This window comes from Saccharopolyspora sp. NFXS83 (assembly GCF_026241095.1).
GTDB lineage: Bacteria > Actinomycetota > Actinomycetes > Mycobacteriales > Pseudonocardiaceae > Saccharopolyspora_C.
The window spans coordinates 144073-157816 of the sequence record NZ_JAPFGB010000006.1 but is presented as its reverse complement, the minus strand read 5'-3'; the positions used below and the strand labels follow the sequence as shown (position 1 = coordinate 157816).

The window sequence follows — 13744 nt, the reverse complement described above, 5'->3', positions numbered from 1 at the left end:
GGCGAGGCTCTGAGTTTTCGCATTTCAGGTGGCGTTCCGCGGTGGTTCTTGTGGTTGTCGCGAAGGTAGTTGGTTGCTTAAAACACCTTTTTCCGGTGGCGCGCCGGGAGGATTATGAGGACGGTCGATCGGGCGCGGCGGTATGGGCCGAGCCGGGTAAGCATCGTTCTGAGGGGAACATGAGCAAGCACTTCGCGTTCGTCAGCATGACCGCGCACGGACACGTCAACCCGACGCTGCCGCTGGTGGAGGAGCTGGTCCGGCGTGGCCACCGGGTCACCTACGCCATCGGCCCCGAATTCCACGCCGCCGTCGAATCGGTCGGCGCCAGGCTGCTCGACACCGGCACCGTGATGCCCGAGATTCCCACGAACTTCAAGAACTTCACGCCCGAGGCCATGGCGCCGCTGCTCGAATTCCGGTTGAAGGACGTGCGCGAGTCCTTCCCGAAGCTGCTGGAGCACTTCGAGCGGGATCGGCCGGACGCGGTGTGCTTCGACCAGGGCGAGCTCACCGGCCGGATGCTCGCCGAGAAGCTCGGCGTGCCGGAGGTCGCGCTGGTGCCGCACTTCGCGGGCAACGAGGAGTTCTCGTTGCGCGACATCATGCAGAAGAAGGACGAACCGGACGTCTTCGACCCGAACCACCCCGTGCTGCAGGACTTCATGGCCCGGATGAAGGAGATCACCGCCGAGTTCGGCGTGACCTTCGACCCGGCCGCGTTCGGCCAGGTGCCGCCGTCACCGCTGAACCTCGTGTTCCTGCCGAAGAAGTTCCAGCTGCGCCCGGAGACCTTCGACGACCGGTTCGAGTTCATCGGCCCGTCGGTCGGTCAACGCGGCATCGTCGACTGGAAGCCTGCGCATCCCGAGTCGCCGCTGCTGTTCATCTCGCTGGGCACCGTGTTCAACCAGCGCCCGGACTTCTTCAAGCTGTGCATCGAGGCGTTCCGGGACTCGGAGTGGCAGGTCGCGATGTCCATCGGCAAGGTCGTCGACGTCGCGGATCTGGGCGATGTCCCGGAGAACTTCGACGTGCGCCCGAGCTTCCCGCAGCCCGCGGTGCTCCAGCACGCCGCCGCGTTCCTCACCCACACCGGCATGAACTCGACGATGGAGACGTTGTACTACGGCGTGCCGCCGATCGCGGTCCCGCAGATGCCGGAGCAGGAGGCCAACGCCGACCGCGCCGAAGAACTCGGGTTGGGCAAGCGCTTGCAGGCCGAGGACATCACACCGGAGCTGCTGCGCTCGACGGTGGACGAGATCGCCGCGGACGAGCGGGTCCGCGCCAACCTGGCGGAAATGCGCGAGGCCGTCCTCGCCGGCGGCGGGGCCTCCGCGGGAGCCGACGCCCTGGAGAAGTTCCTCGGCTGAGAGCCGCACGCGAACGGCCCGTCGTCCCGCCGCCGTCGGCCGGGAGGGCGGGCCGTTCGCTGCGCTCAGGTCAGGAAATCCGGCTCCGCGCGGCTGCGGAAGGTGAGCAGTCCCTCGACTCCGCGCGTGAACGTCTCGCAGACGGGTTGCGGATCCGTCAGGCAGCCCGCGGCCATCGCGCCGTCGCGCAACATCACGAAGTGCCGGGCGGCAGGAGCCGGATCGATCTTCCCGATCCCGGTGAACAGTTCGACCATCGTCGCGAGGTACCACTGCCGGTGCGCCTGGACGGCCTGGTGGACGGGGTGCGCCGGGTCGGGGTATTCGGCGGCGGCGTTGAGGAACGCGCACCCCCGGAAACCTGGTCCGCGGATGTCGTCGGTGACGGCTCGGCCGACGGCTCGCACGACGTCGTCCGGGTCGGAATCTTGGGCACGTGCCTGCTCCGTCCGCGCCCGGATGGCTTCGTCGGCGCGCGAGAGGTAGGCGACGAGCAGGTCGTCCTTGCTGGGGAAGTGCCGGTAGAGCGTGGCCCGCGTGACCTGCGCTCGGGCGATGACGCGATCGACCCCCACGGCGTGCAGGCCGTCGGCGTAGAAGAGCTCCGTTGCCGCGTTGAGCAGGCGAGCCCGTGCCTCCGACATCCGTCCCCCGTTCGTTTCGCTGGAGTGCCGCCGCGAGGCTAGCAGATAGAACGGTCGGTATTGACGAGGCGCGACGAGTGGTGCAGGCTCAAGTGTACCGACCGTTCTATCTCCCTGATGGGGCGGAACGCACTGCACTCCTGGGAGGGCTCCGATGTCCAGCTCTGCAACAGCCACCCGAAACGACGGGACCGGCACGGCCGCTGAAGCCGTCGAGAGCGCCGAGTCGCTGCGCGCGCTGTACTACGTCCGGTTCGGGTTCGCCCTGGTCTGGGTGGCCCTGCTGACGGCGATGGCCGGGACGCTCGGCCCGGCGGTGATCGCGCTGCTGGTGCTCTACCCGCTGTTCGACGTGGTCGCGGCGGTGATCGACTTCCGCTCGTCGGGTGCCGCCCGTCCGAAGGCGCCGCTCTGCATCAACATGGGGCTGAGCCTGCTCGCGGCGGCCGGCCTGGCCGTCGCGATCCCCGCCGGAGCCCCTGGCGTGCTGCGGGTGTGGGGCGCGTGGGCGATCACCGCGGGCCTCGTGCAGCTGCTCGTCGCGATCCTGCGCTACCGGCTCGGCGGCCAGTGGGCGATGATCCTCAGCGGCGGCATCTCCACGATCGCGGGCACCAGCTTCATCCTGATGGCGAACGGGCCGGACGCCTCGCTCGGCTCCGTCGCCGGCTACGCGCTGCTCGGTGGCATCTTCTTCCTGTTCTCCGCCCTCCGCTTGCACCGCCTGGCCGCCAAGGCGCGCTGACCGTCCGGGCACATCCGCCGCTGATCCGGGGCCGGGATCGGCCCGGTGGATCCGCGTGAACGCGATGTGCGACGGCGACCGGAGCGCCCGCGGTGAACTGATGGGGTGCGGCCGGTCGCCGTCGGGGTTTCAGCGCGAAGCGCCGGAACGGACCAGGATCCGTGCGAGCTCGGTGGCTTCCGCGAGGGTGTCGAGGGGGAGCGGCTGCATCGCCAGTGCGCCTTCGTGCAGCACGAGGAGTCGGGTGGCGAGGGTGCCGGGGTCCGCGCAGCCCGCCGCGGTGGCGAGGTCTTCGAAGAGGTTCCGCAGCCAGGACTTCTGGTCCGCGATGATGCGGTGCGCGGGGTGCGCGGGATCCGGGATCTCGGCCAGCGCGTTGGTGAACGCGCATCCGCGGGCGTTGGTCGCGCTCCAGGTCCGCAGCGCTTCGAAGGGTGCCGTGACGGCCTCGACGGGGTCCTCGCAGGCGTCCCCGGTGGCGCGGACCAGCGACCGCCAGCGCAGGTCGCGTTGCGCGAGGTAGGTCGCGACGAGCTGGTCCTTCGAGCCGAACTGGTTGTACAAGGTCCGCTTGGTGACACCGGAGCGTTCGGCGATCAGGTCCACGCCGACCGCGGTGATCCCGTTGTCGTAGAACAGTTCCTCGGCGGCTGCCGCGATCCGGTGCCCGGCCGCTGTCAGGGGGCGTGCTTCCTGCATTGAGCTCACTTCACAGGTCGGTGTACCGTGGCGGATGGTTCACCGGTCAGTATACCTAAGGGAGGTTCACGAGATGGGCATGTCCGAGACCATGCGCGCGGTCCGGATCGCGGCGCACGGAGGACCGGAGGTCCTCGAACCGGTAGAAGCGGCCGTGCCCGCTGCGGGCGAAGGGGAGGTGCTGGTCAAGGTCAGCGCTGTGGCGCTGAACAACACCGACCTGTGGACCCGGGACGGTGCCTACGGCCGCCCGGACGACCCCGAGGCGCTGTCGGGCTGGCGCGGGCCGATCGACTTCCCGCGGATCCAAGGCGCCGACGTGGCGGGGCGGATCGTCGCGGTCGGCGCAGGCGTGGACGACGGCCTCGTCGGTCGCCGGGTGGTCGTCGACCCGGCGATCTACGACGCCGAGGGGCCGGACGCGAACCCGGTGGGGTTGATGGGCAGCGAACGCGACGGCGGCTACGCCGAGTACGTGACCGCACCGGCGGAACGGGTCCACGACGTGACGGACTCCCCGCTCACGGACGACCAGATCGCGACGCTGCCGACCGCGTACGGCACCGCGCTGGGCATGATCGAGCGGGGCCGGGTGCGGGCGGGGGAGACCGTCCTGGTCTCCGGCGCGTCCGGTGGTGTCGGCGTCGCGCTGGTGCAGATCGCCCGTGCGCGCGGGGCGACGGTGCTCGCCATCAGCAGCGGATCGAAGATCCGGGCGGTGCGGGAGGCGGGTGCGCACGACGTCGTCGACCGCGCGGGCGACGTCGTCGAGCAGCTCCGCGCCGCCGCGCCCGGCGGCATCGACGTCGCGCTCGACGTCGTGGCCGGTGATCTGGTGAGCGAGGGACTCCCGTTGCTGCGCGAAGGCGGCCGATGGGTCATCGCGGGCGCGCTCGGCGGATATCGCACGACCGTGGACGTGCGCCGCCTCTACCTGCACAACGCGCAGGTGATCGGCTCCGCGATGCACACGCCCGCCCACTTCGACCTCCTCGTCGGCCTCGCCCGCCGCGCCGAGGTCCAGCCCGTGATCGCCGCGACGTTCCCGCTGGAGCAGGCCGCCCGGGCGCAGGAAGAACTCGCCCGCCGGAACCACGTCGGCAAGCTCGTCCTGCACCCGTGACGCAGCGGGAACGCGCACACCGCTGCCGCGTGTTCGGGGAACGCCCCCGTTGATCGCTTTCTGCGGAACCGATGTGCGCGTGACCCGCGTTCACGGGAAATCGCGACGTCAGCCGCCGGAGGCGACGCGCACCAGCGCGGGCCGGATGAGGTGGCCGTGCATGCGGTAGCCGGGCCGGAGCACCTCGGAGACCACGGCGTCGGCCTGGGCGTCGTCGTCGCGCAGCCGAACCACGGTGCCCGGCTCGGACTGCGCCGCCTCGTGCTCAGCGGGGTCGAACGGTTCGTGCAGCGGGTCGATGCGGTGCAGGCCCTCGGCGGCGAGGGTCTGCTGCAACTGCTTGTGCACCGCGCCCAGCGCTTCCGGATTGTGCTGGGCGCCGATCTCCACGGCGTCCAGCACCGGCAGCAGTTCCCGCAGCAGGCCCTCCGCCGCGCGGTCCAGGTGCGTGGTCTGCTCCCGCAGCATCCGCTTGCGGTAGTTGTCGAACTCCGCCGTCACCCGGCGCAGCGTCTCCAGGTGGGCGTCGCGTTCCCCTTGCAGCCTGCTGATCTGCTCGCCGGGTTCCGCCGAGGCGCCCACTTCGGCGGGGTCCGGGGTGGAGGGAGGTTCGGCCGTCCCCGGCGGCTCGGCCCTGGGCGAGGTCACGACGTGCGGCCTGCCGGGGCGGCGCTCCGCGGGCACCGGCAACGAGTTGCGGCGCGGGCCGTCGGGGCGATCGTCGTCCATCGCTCACTCCTTGGTGCCGGGTTCGTCGACGATCTCCGCGTCCACCACGTCGTCGGAACCCGAACCTCCGGTGGCGGAACCGCCGCTCGTGCCGGATCCGCCCGTCGAAGCGCCGTCGCCGGGGGGTCCGGTTTCGCTGTAGAGGGCCTGGCCGAGCGCTTGGGATTCGGTGGCGAGCTTCTCCACCGCGGCCTTGATGGCGGCGACGTCCTGACCGCGCAACGCCTCGTTGGTCTCGCCGATCACCGTGCGCACCCGGTCCTTGACGTCCGCGGGCAGCTTGTCGTCGTTGTCGGTGAGGACCTTCTCCGTCTGGTAGACGAGGGTTTCGGCCTGGTTGCGGGCTTCCGCCTCGTCGCGGCGCTGCTTGTCCTCGTCGGCGTGGGCCTCCGCGTCGGAGACCATCCGCTCGATGTCCTCCTTCGGCAGCGCCGAGCCGCCGGAGATCTGGATGGACTGCTCCTTGCCGGTACCCAGGTCCTTGGCGTTGACGTGCACGATGCCGTTGGCGTCGATGTCGAAGGACACCTCGATCTGCGGGACCCCGCGCGGAGCGGGCGGCAGGCCGGTCAGGTCGAAGCTGCCGAGCTTCTTGTTGTGCGCGGCCATTTCGCGCTCACCTTGGAAGACCTGGATCTGCACGGACGGCTGGTTGTCGTCGGCGGTCGTGAAGGTCTCGGAGCGCTTCGTCGGGATCGTGGTGTTGCGCTCGATGAGCTTGGTCATGATGCCGCCCTTGGTCTCGATCCCGAGCGACAACGGGGTCACGTCGAGCAGCAGGACGTCCTTGACCTCACCGCGCAGCACACCGGCCTGCAGGGCGGCGCCGACGGCGACGACCTCATCGGGGTTCACGCCCTTGTGCGGTTCTTTGCCGCCGGTGAGCTCCTTGACGAGCTCGGTGACCGCGGGCATCCGGGTCGACCCGCCCACCAGCACCACGTGGTCGACGTCCTGCACCGAGATCCCCGCGTCGCGCACCGCGTTCTCGAACGGTTTGCGGGTGCGCTCCAGCAGGTCGGAGGTGATCCGCTGGAACTCGGCGCGCGACAGCGTCTCGTCGAGGAACATCGGGTTCTTCTCGGAATCGACCGTGATGTAGGGCAGGTTGATGTTGGTGGTGGAGGAGCTGGAGAGCTCGATCTTGGCCTTCTCCGCGGCTTCCTTGATCCGCTGCAAGGCCATCTTGTCCTTGGTCAGATCGATCCCGGAGGACGCCTTGAACTTCTCCACCAGCCAGTCGACGATGCGCTGGTCCCAGTCGTCGCCGCCGAGGTCGGTGTCCCCGGACGTCGCCTTCACCTCGACCAGGCCCTCGCCCACGTCGAGCAGCGACACGTCGAACGTGCCGCCGCCCAGGTCGAAGACCAGGATCGTCTGTTCCTTCTCGCCCTTCTCCAGCCCGTAGGCGAGCGCGGCGGCGGTCGGCTCGTTGATGATGCGCAGCACGGTGAGCCCGGCGATCTGGCCGGCCTCCTTCGTGGTCTGGCGCTGCGCGTCGTCGAAGTAGGCGGGGACGGTGACCACCGCGTCGGTGACCTCCTCGCCGAGGTAGGTCTCCGCGTCGCGCTTGAGCTTCATCAACACCCGCGCGCTGATCTCCTGCGCGGTGTAGTCCTTGTCGTCGATCGTCGTCTTCCAGTCGGTGCCCATGTGGCGCTTGACCGACCGGATCGTGCGGTCGACGTTCGTCACCGCCTGGTTCTTCGCCGGTTGCCCCGTCAGCAGCTCGCCGCTGCGGGCGAAGGCCACCACCGACGGCGTGGTGCGCGCCCCCTCCGAGTTCGCGATGACCGTCGCGTCGCCGCCTTCCAGCACGGCCACGACGGAGTTCGTCGTGCCCAGGTCGATGCCCACCGCTCGCCCCATTGCGCCTCCTCGCCTCGGCCACACCGCAGCCCGGCCGTGCGGCGTCACCACGTGGCTCCTAACTCCAGACTCGGAGGTCGGCGCGGCACATCGGTAGGGGAGAACGTCCTTGCCGGAGGGCGACGCGCCGTGTTCCCGCGACGCGCCGGAGCGGGACGGTCAGGAGTCCGCGAGCTCCAGCAGCCGGGTCACCGTGGTCCAGTTGCGGGACGTGGCGCGCAGGCCGAGCCGGCGCTCCCACCAGGACTGCGGCACCCGGGAGTTCCGCACTCCTTCGGGGCACCACACGTAGACCTCGCGCTCGCCGAACCGCACCTCGTCCGGTGCGAACGCCGCCGGGTCGAGCTCGGCGAGCACCGCCGGGTCGGGGCGCGCGGACAGGAACGTGACCAGGTACTGCGCCGGCACCGTGGCGATCCCGGCCAGCGGGTCGGCGGCCACCACCGCGGCCAGCTCGTCGCGGGTCCGGACCACCACGGGCACGTCCAGCCCGAACTCCTCGGCGATGCCCGCCGAGATCACCCGCTCCGACTCCGCGGCGGGAGCGTCGGCGGAGAACACGACGTTCCCGCTCTGCAGGTGCGTCACGACCGCGTCGAACCCGAGCCGATCCACCGCCTCGCGCAACGTCGCCATCGGAATCCTGTTGTGCCTGCCCAGATTGATCCCCCGGAGCAACGCGATCTGCCGCACCGAAACCTCCCGTCGTCATCACCGCCCCGTCCCGCCGCCACGGCGAACACCGGAGCGCTCGACCGCAGCATCCCTCCCATCCCCGACAAGAGTCCGCGGACGCCGAGTCGATCGGCGTCCGTTCCGGTCGGCGGGTCGGTGGGCGAGCCGGATGAGAAGATCGCCAGGTGGTACCCGGTATCGCCCTGGGACGGTCTGGCTTGACTGTTTTTCCGGGGGCGGGTAACACTCGAAGCCCGGAAGCACTCCGCAGCGGGACGAACCACCGGCGAGGCGGCCGATTCCCTCAGCGAACAGAGGAGAACAGCACGTGAGCGACAGCGTCCGCACCGATTTCGGCGACGGCATCGCCGTGATCACCATCGACCGGCCCGAGGCGCGCAACGCCGTCGACAGGTCCGTCGCCGAAGGCATCGCCGCCGCCATCGACGAGTTCGAGTCCCGCAGCGACCTGGTCATCGGGATCCTCACCGGCGCCGGTGGCACCTTCTGCGCCGGCATGGACCTCAAGGCGTTCACCCGAGGTGAGCGGCCCGCGCTGCCCGGCCGCGGATTCGGCGGGCTCACCGAGCAGCCGCCGCAGAAACCGCTCATCGCCGCCGTCGAAGGCTGGGCGCTGGCCGGAGGGTGCGAGCTGGCGCTGTCGGCGGACCTCATCGTCGCCTCGCGGGAGGCGAAGTTCGGGCTGCCCGAGGTCAAACGCGGCCTGGTCGCCGCCGCCGGTGGTCTGCTGCGGCTGCCGAAGGCGCTGCCGTACCAGCTGGCGATGGAGATCGCCCTCACCGGCGACCCGCTGACCGCGGAGAAGGCGCACGCCCACGGACTGATCAACGCCCTCACCGAACCGGGCGGCGCGCTCGACGGCGCGAAGGAACTCGCCGGGCGGATCGCGGGCAACGGGCCGCTGGCGGTGCGCGCCACCAAGCAGATCGTCTCCGGCGCGCTGCGCTGGACCGACGCCGAGGCGTTCGCCGAGCAGGCCGACCTGGTGGGGCCGGTGTTCGCTTCGGCCGACGCCCAGGAAGGCGCCCGCGCGTTCGCCGAGAAGCGCGCCCCCGTCTGGCGCGGTGAGTGACCGAACCGCACGCGCTCGTACGACCAGCAAGGAGAGCACCGCCATCGCCCCGTACCGCCAGTCCGACGCCGAGACCGAACCCGAAGGCTCCGGCGAGGACCGAGACCAGGACCGAGCCCGCGCCGCGCGCGAACTCGGCGACGCATTGCGCGAGCTCACCGCCGCCGCCACCAGCACGGAGGTGGACGCCGCGACCTTGCGCAAGATCGCCGATCAGGCGAGGGACCTGGCCGGGCCGCTGAGCGCGGCCTCCCGCACCCGGCACACGCCGCCGTCCATCGACGACGCCAAGCCCGGCAGGCGGATGTACAACCCGGCCGTCGGGCCGGGAAACCCGATCGCACCGCCGATGCGGGTCGAGGTCGGCGACGGTGTCGTCGTCGGCACCTGCACGCTCGGGCTCGCCTACGAAGGGCCGCACAGCTACACCCACGGCGGGGTGAGTGCGCTGCTGATCGACCAGGTCCTGGGGCACGCGCACGCCGCCCTCGGGCGGCCCGGCATGACCGTGGCGCTGTCGCTGCGCTACCGCAGGCCCGTTCCGCTGGAGACGCCGCTGCGGCTCACCGCGTGGGTTCCGGAGGAGTCCATCACCGACCGCCGCACCGGACCCCAGGCCACCATCGCCACCCAGGACGAACCGGATCGGGTGCTGGTGGAGGCTTCCGGGGTGTTCGTCGTGCCCAGCGCCGAACAGGCGAGCCGGATCTTCGGCGACTCCCGTCCTCCGCGCTGGCAGCAGGACCGGTACTGACGAGAGGCCTCCGATCGTATTCCGCGCGTGGCGGAACACGATCGGAGGCGGGATCACGCGTCGGGGAGGCCACCTGCTTCGCGATCGGCGCGGAGGCGGGTCTTGAGGACCTTCCCACTCGGATTCCGCGGCAGTTCCGGCAGGATCGTGACGTGGCGGGGTCGCTTGTAGCCGGCCAGGTGCTCGCGGCAGTACTGCTCGACGTCCTGCGGCGTGGGCGGGTCCGCCGGGTCGCGGGCCACGAGCACCGCCAGCGGCGTCTCGCCCCACTTCTCGTCCGGCACGCCGATCAGCGCTACCTCGGCGACCTTCGGATGCCCGGCGAGCACGTCCTCGACCTCGGCGCAGTAGATGTTCTCCCCGCCGGAGATGATCATGTCCTTCTTCCGGTCGACCACGTAGTAGTAGCCGTCCTCGTCCTCGCGCACCAGATCCCCCGAGTGGAACCAGCCGCCCGCGAACGCGTCCGCGGTCTCGGCGGGTTTGCCCCAGTACTCCCGCATCACCGTCGGGCCGCGGTAGACGATCTCGCCGACCTCGCCGCGCGGCACGTCGTTCATCTCCACGTCCACCACGCGGACTTCGACGTTGAGCATCGGCGTGCCGACCGAGCCGATCTTGCGCAACGCGTCCTCACCGCGCAGCAACGTGGTGACCGGGCTGCACTCGGTCTGGCCGAACGAGGTCACCACCTGGGCCTGCGGGAACGTGTCGATCATCGTGCGCAGCAGCGAGGTGGACGCCGGGGCCGCGCCCCAGGAGATCCGGTGCAGCGCGGAGAGATCCCGCTCGGCGATGCCCGGCACCGCGCAGATCGCCTGCCACTGCGCGGGCACGAAGAAGCAGTCCGAGACGCGCTCGCGCTCCAGCACGTCCACGACCTCCGCCGGGTCGAACCGGCCGGAGCGCGACAGCACGGTCCTCCCGCCCAGCAACAGGTTCGGCAGCATTCCGGAGACCCCGGCGATGTGGAACAGCGGCGCGCCGGAGATCCCGACGCGCTCCCCGGCGGGCGTGCCCAGGTGCGCCATCATGCTGAACGAGTGCAGCAGCAGGTTGTGGTGGGTGAGCACCGCGCCTTTGGGGCGACCGGTGGTCCCGGAGGTGTACATGATGTACGCCGGTGAGCGTTCGTCCACGTCGATGCCGGGATGCTCCGGCCTGGCCGCCGCGAGCACGTCCTCGTAGCGCTCCGCGTCCGGCCCGGCCTCGGCGGCGTCTTCGCCGATGACCAGGCAAGTCGGCACGTCGGCCTGCTCGCGGGCCTTGCCCAGCACGGGTGCGAGCGCCGCGTCGGCGACGACCGCGGCGGCTCCGCTGTCGGTGAGGGCGTAGGCGATCTCGTCGGCGACCAGCCGGAAGTTGATCGGCACGCAGATCGCCCCGATCCGCCCGCAGGCGTGGTAGGCCTCCACGACCTCGATGCCGTTGAGGCCGAGCACCGCGACCCGGTCGCCCGCCGTCACCCCGCGCGCGAGCAGCGCGTTCGCGAGCCTGCTGAGCCGTTGGTCGAGCTCGCGGTAGGTGCGTCCGTCCTGGGCGAAGCGCAGCGCGACCGAATCGGGGATCTTGCGCGCGTGCCGGGCGATCTGGTCGCTGCTGGTCATGCCGGTACCTGCGGGCTGGGACGGGTGCATCGGCGTTCCTCGGCGTTGAGGGGCGGATGGGGCGGCGAATCCGGTGACGTCAGGACAACGAGACGTGGGGCCGTGGCGTGTCGGCGAGGGAGAGGTCCGTGATCCGGGAACCGTTCGGCGGCCGGGTCGTCGCGGGTGCGGGCCGCCTGCGCCGTCGGTGTCCATGGTGCGATCGCCGACCTGCGGCGGTCAACCCTGACTGCTCAGGGGGTTCTTGCCCTCCGCGCCCCGCGTGCCGTAGAAAACAGTCATCACTGACTGGTCGGGGCCTCGGGCGGCCCCGTCGGGGCGAGGAGGAACGCATGGACATCGCGGGTGGCGTCGCCGTCATCACCGGGGGAGCGTCCGGGCTCGGACTGGCCACCGCCAAGCGGCTGGTGGCGGCGGGCGGCAGCGTCGTGCTGCTGGACCTGCCGACGTCCCAGGGCGAGCAGGTCGCGGCCGAACTCGGCTCCGCGGCGCGGTTCGCGGCAGCCGACGTCACCGACGAGACGCAGGTCGCCGCCGCGCTCGACGTGGCCGACGAACTCGGTCCGCTGCGCGTGGTGGTCAACTGCGCGGGCCTCGGCAACGCGCTGCGAGTCGTGAGCCGCAAGCGCGGCCCGTTCCCGCTGGACGCGTTCGCGAAGATCATCAACATCAACCTGATCGGCACGTTCAACGTGCTGCGCCTCGGGGCGGAGCGGATGATCGCGCACGATCCGGTCGGGGAGGAGCGCGGCGTCATCATCAACACCGCCTCCGCCGCCGCGTTCGACGGGCAGGTCGGGCAGGCCGCCTACTCGGCGTCCAAGGGCGGCGTGGTCGGCATGACGCTGCCGATCGCCCGCGACCTCGCCGAACACCGGATCCGGGTCGTCACCATCGCGCCCGGCCTGTTCAACACCCCGCTGCTGGCCGGTGCGCCGGAAGAGGTCAAAGCCTCCCTCGGCGAGCAGGTCCCGCATCCCTCGCGGCTCGGCGAACCCGACGAATTCGGCGCCCTGGCCGAACACGTCGTCGCCAACCCGATGCTCAACGGCGAAGTCATCCGCCTCGACGGCTCCATCCGCATGGCCCCCCGCTGAGTCAGCGGACCGTTCGTCCAACGGGTTCGGACGAACGGTCCGTTCACTCACTGGCGGACTCCGGCGGGGCTCGTGGTCGCTGGGTGAGCGGACCGTTTGTCCAAGGGGATTGGACGAACGGTCCGTTCACCCTTCAGATCCGGGTCGTGAGCGGGCCGGGCGGGGGCGTTCCGTTCGAAGTCAACGGACCGTTCGTCCAACGAGATTGGACGAACGGTCCGTTCACTCACTGGCGGACTCCGGCGGGGCTCGTGGTCGCTGGGTGAGCGGACCGTTTGTCCAACGAGATTGGACGAACGGTCCGTTCGCTCCTGGAGAGATCTGCGGGCGGGGTGAGGCGTTGGGGCGGGGGCGCTGAGCCGATCATGCTCGTCGCGCGCCACCCGGACGCGGGCAGCGATGCGGCGGAGGAGCCGGTGCTGCTCGGTGCCGCGGCCTTGCCGCCCCGCGCGTCGATCGGCGAGCGCTGAAGCCGCTCACTGCTGGTCGAACAGCAGCCTGCGGGCCAAGCCCTTCCACAGCGCCAGGTGCGGGTCGGTCGCGGGGGAGCGGTCTTCGAAGGCGTAGGGCATCGCGGCGCCGCGCATGCTGGTGAACAGCAGCTCGCGGAGCAGTTCGTACTGCGGGTGCTCGCGCACGGCCGGTCCCCAGATGCCGTCGGTGACGTCGCGGATCGCGGCGCGCAGCCCGCGTTCCTCGGGGCGCAGCGCGGCGCCGAGCGCCGGGTTGGTGCGGGCGGCGGTCCACAGCTCGATCGCGGCCCAGAAGTGCGGTTCCTGGAAGGTCTCCCACAGCAGTTCGATGCAGCGGTCGACGCGCGCCGGGCCCTCGGGTTCTTCGGCGAGCTTGTGCTGGGCGTGCACCTGGGTCTGCGCGAGCCGGGTGTTCGCCAAGTGCTGCGCGGCGGCGACCAGGAGTCCGTCGCGCGACGGGAAGTGGTGCAGCAGCCGCCCCCGGGAGACGCCCGCCTTCGCCTGGATCACGAGGGTGGAGGCACCGGAGTAGCCGTGTTCGATGAGGCAGTCGACGGCGGCGTCGAGGATGAGCGCTCGGCTGTCGGCGGTGCGTTCTTCGCGCGTGCGGGGTGTCGTCCCGGCGGGGCCGCCGGAGCTCGGGTTGCGCGCGTTCGCCGTTTCGGACTCGACCACCGGCACAGCGTACCCGCTGGTGGACTGAACATGACCCCGGAAGCAGTCGGCATTGACCGCCGCCGTGCGGCGGTGCCAGGCTCGGTTGGTCCGGGGCGCCCGAGCCGGGTGCTGCTGGGCCGCGGTGGCCTCCGCCGCGTCGCCGGGCGGCGGAGGCCCGCGGCGGGGCGGCCGGGGGCGCGGCG

The 13744-nt window shown here is 71.0% G+C and carries 13 protein-coding genes; 6 read left to right on the top strand and 7 right to left on the bottom strand.

Going from position 1 to position 13744, the window contains the following annotated elements; genetic code table 11:
- Positions 1-179 precede the first annotated feature (179 nt).
- Positions 180-1376, top strand: a complete 1197-nt coding sequence (locus OOZ19_RS08910; RefSeq protein WP_266089564.1) for a macrolide family glycosyltransferase — start codon at positions 180-182, stop codon at positions 1374-1376.
- Positions 1377-1441: 65 nt separating this feature from the next.
- Here OOZ19_RS08910 and OOZ19_RS08905 read toward each other — a convergent pair whose 3' ends face one another.
- A complete protein-coding gene (locus tag OOZ19_RS08905; protein WP_266089563.1) occupies positions 1442-2020 on the bottom strand; it encodes a TetR/AcrR family transcriptional regulator in 579 nt (192 codons plus the stop codon).
- A 154-nt stretch (positions 2021-2174) separates the two neighbouring features.
- Here OOZ19_RS08905 and OOZ19_RS08900 point away from each other — a divergent pair, with 154 nt between their 5' ends.
- Complete coding sequence (locus OOZ19_RS08900) at positions 2175-2765, top strand: hypothetical protein (RefSeq protein ID WP_266089562.1); 591 nt, start codon at positions 2175-2177, stop codon at positions 2763-2765.
- Between the two features lie 129 nt (positions 2766-2894).
- Here the strand turns inward: OOZ19_RS08900 and OOZ19_RS08895 are convergent, their stop codons facing one another.
- Complete coding sequence (locus OOZ19_RS08895; protein WP_266089561.1) at positions 2895-3464, bottom strand: TetR/AcrR family transcriptional regulator; 570 nt, start codon at positions 3462-3464, stop codon at positions 2895-2897.
- Positions 3465-3537: 73 nt separating this feature from the next.
- Here OOZ19_RS08895 and OOZ19_RS08890 point away from each other — a divergent pair, with 73 nt between their 5' ends.
- Entirely contained in the window at positions 3538-4587 is a 1050-nt protein-coding gene (locus OOZ19_RS08890) for a zinc-binding dehydrogenase (RefSeq protein ID WP_266089560.1), read from the top strand.
- 108 nt (positions 4588-4695) lie between these two features.
- On the opposite strand, the gene OOZ19_RS08885 is transcribed toward OOZ19_RS08890, so the two are convergent.
- From OOZ19_RS08885 to OOZ19_RS08875, 3 genes are all read right to left on the bottom strand, one after another.
- A complete protein-coding gene (locus OOZ19_RS08885) occupies positions 4696-5316 on the bottom strand; it encodes a nucleotide exchange factor GrpE (protein ID WP_266089559.1) in 621 nt (206 codons plus the stop codon).
- A 3-nt stretch (positions 5317-5319) separates the two neighbouring features.
- The gene (dnaK, locus tag OOZ19_RS08880; RefSeq protein ID WP_266089558.1) at positions 5320-7185 is read right to left on the bottom strand and encodes a molecular chaperone DnaK; all 1866 of its coding nucleotides are present in this window, start codon (positions 7183-7185) and stop codon (positions 5320-5322) included.
- Positions 7186-7344: 159 nt separating this feature from the next.
- Entirely contained in the window at positions 7345-7878 is a 534-nt protein-coding gene (locus OOZ19_RS08875; RefSeq protein ID WP_266089557.1) for a DUF1697 domain-containing protein, read from the bottom strand.
- Between the two features lie 310 nt (positions 7879-8188).
- Between OOZ19_RS08875 and OOZ19_RS08870 the strand changes: the two genes are divergently transcribed.
- Entirely contained in the window at positions 8189-8953 is a 765-nt protein-coding gene (locus tag OOZ19_RS08870) for a crotonase/enoyl-CoA hydratase family protein (protein ID WP_266089556.1), read from the top strand.
- Positions 8946-9707: a PaaI family thioesterase gene (locus OOZ19_RS08865; protein ID WP_266089555.1), complete on the top strand. Its 762-nt coding sequence runs from the start codon at positions 8946-8948 to the stop codon at positions 9705-9707. Before OOZ19_RS08870 ends, OOZ19_RS08865 begins: the two co-directional genes overlap by 8 nt.
- A gap of 53 nt (positions 9708-9760) precedes the next feature.
- Here OOZ19_RS08865 and OOZ19_RS08860 read toward each other — a convergent pair whose 3' ends face one another.
- The gene (locus OOZ19_RS08860) at positions 9761-11314 is read right to left on the bottom strand and encodes a long-chain-fatty-acid--CoA ligase (protein WP_266089554.1); all 1554 of its coding nucleotides are present in this window, start codon (positions 11312-11314) and stop codon (positions 9761-9763) included.
- Positions 11315-11646: 332 nt separating this feature from the next.
- On the opposite strand from OOZ19_RS08860, the gene OOZ19_RS08855 reads away from it, so the two are divergent.
- On the top strand, positions 11647-12411 hold the full coding sequence (locus OOZ19_RS08855) for a 3-hydroxyacyl-CoA dehydrogenase (protein ID WP_266089553.1): 765 nt from the start codon (positions 11647-11649) through the stop codon (positions 12409-12411).
- 476 nt (positions 12412-12887) lie between these two features.
- Here OOZ19_RS08855 and OOZ19_RS08850 read toward each other — a convergent pair whose 3' ends face one another.
- Positions 12888-13559 carry a TetR/AcrR family transcriptional regulator gene (locus OOZ19_RS08850; protein WP_266089552.1) on the bottom strand — a complete coding sequence of 224 codons (672 nt, stop codon included), beginning with the start codon at positions 13557-13559 and terminating at the stop codon, positions 12888-12890.
- Positions 13560-13744 lie beyond the last annotated feature (185 nt).

Coding starts and splice junctions, on each gene's coding strand:
- OOZ19_RS08855 (WP_266089553.1), top strand. CDS start 11,647: ATGGACATCGCGGGTGGCGTCGCCGTCATCACCGGGGGAGCGTCCGGG.
- OOZ19_RS08895 (WP_266089561.1), bottom strand. CDS start 3,464: ATGCAGGAAGCACGCCCCCTGACAGCGGCCGGGCACCGGATCGCGGCA.
- OOZ19_RS08900 (WP_266089562.1), top strand. CDS start 2,175: ATGTCCAGCTCTGCAACAGCCACCCGAAACGACGGGACCGGCACGGCC.
- OOZ19_RS08860 (WP_266089554.1), bottom strand. CDS start 11,314: ATGACCAGCAGCGACCAGATCGCCCGGCACGCGCGCAAGATCCCCGAT.
- OOZ19_RS08890 (WP_266089560.1), top strand. CDS start 3,538: ATGGGCATGTCCGAGACCATGCGCGCGGTCCGGATCGCGGCGCACGGA.
- OOZ19_RS08910 (WP_266089564.1), top strand. CDS start 180: ATGAGCAAGCACTTCGCGTTCGTCAGCATGACCGCGCACGGACACGTC.
- OOZ19_RS08905 (WP_266089563.1), bottom strand. CDS start 2,020: ATGTCGGAGGCACGGGCTCGCCTGCTCAACGCGGCAACGGAGCTCTTC.
- OOZ19_RS08885 (WP_266089559.1), bottom strand. CDS start 5,316: ATGGACGACGATCGCCCCGACGGCCCGCGCCGCAACTCGTTGCCGGTG.
- dnaK (WP_266089558.1), bottom strand. CDS start 7,185: ATGGGGCGAGCGGTGGGCATCGACCTGGGCACGACGAACTCCGTCGTG.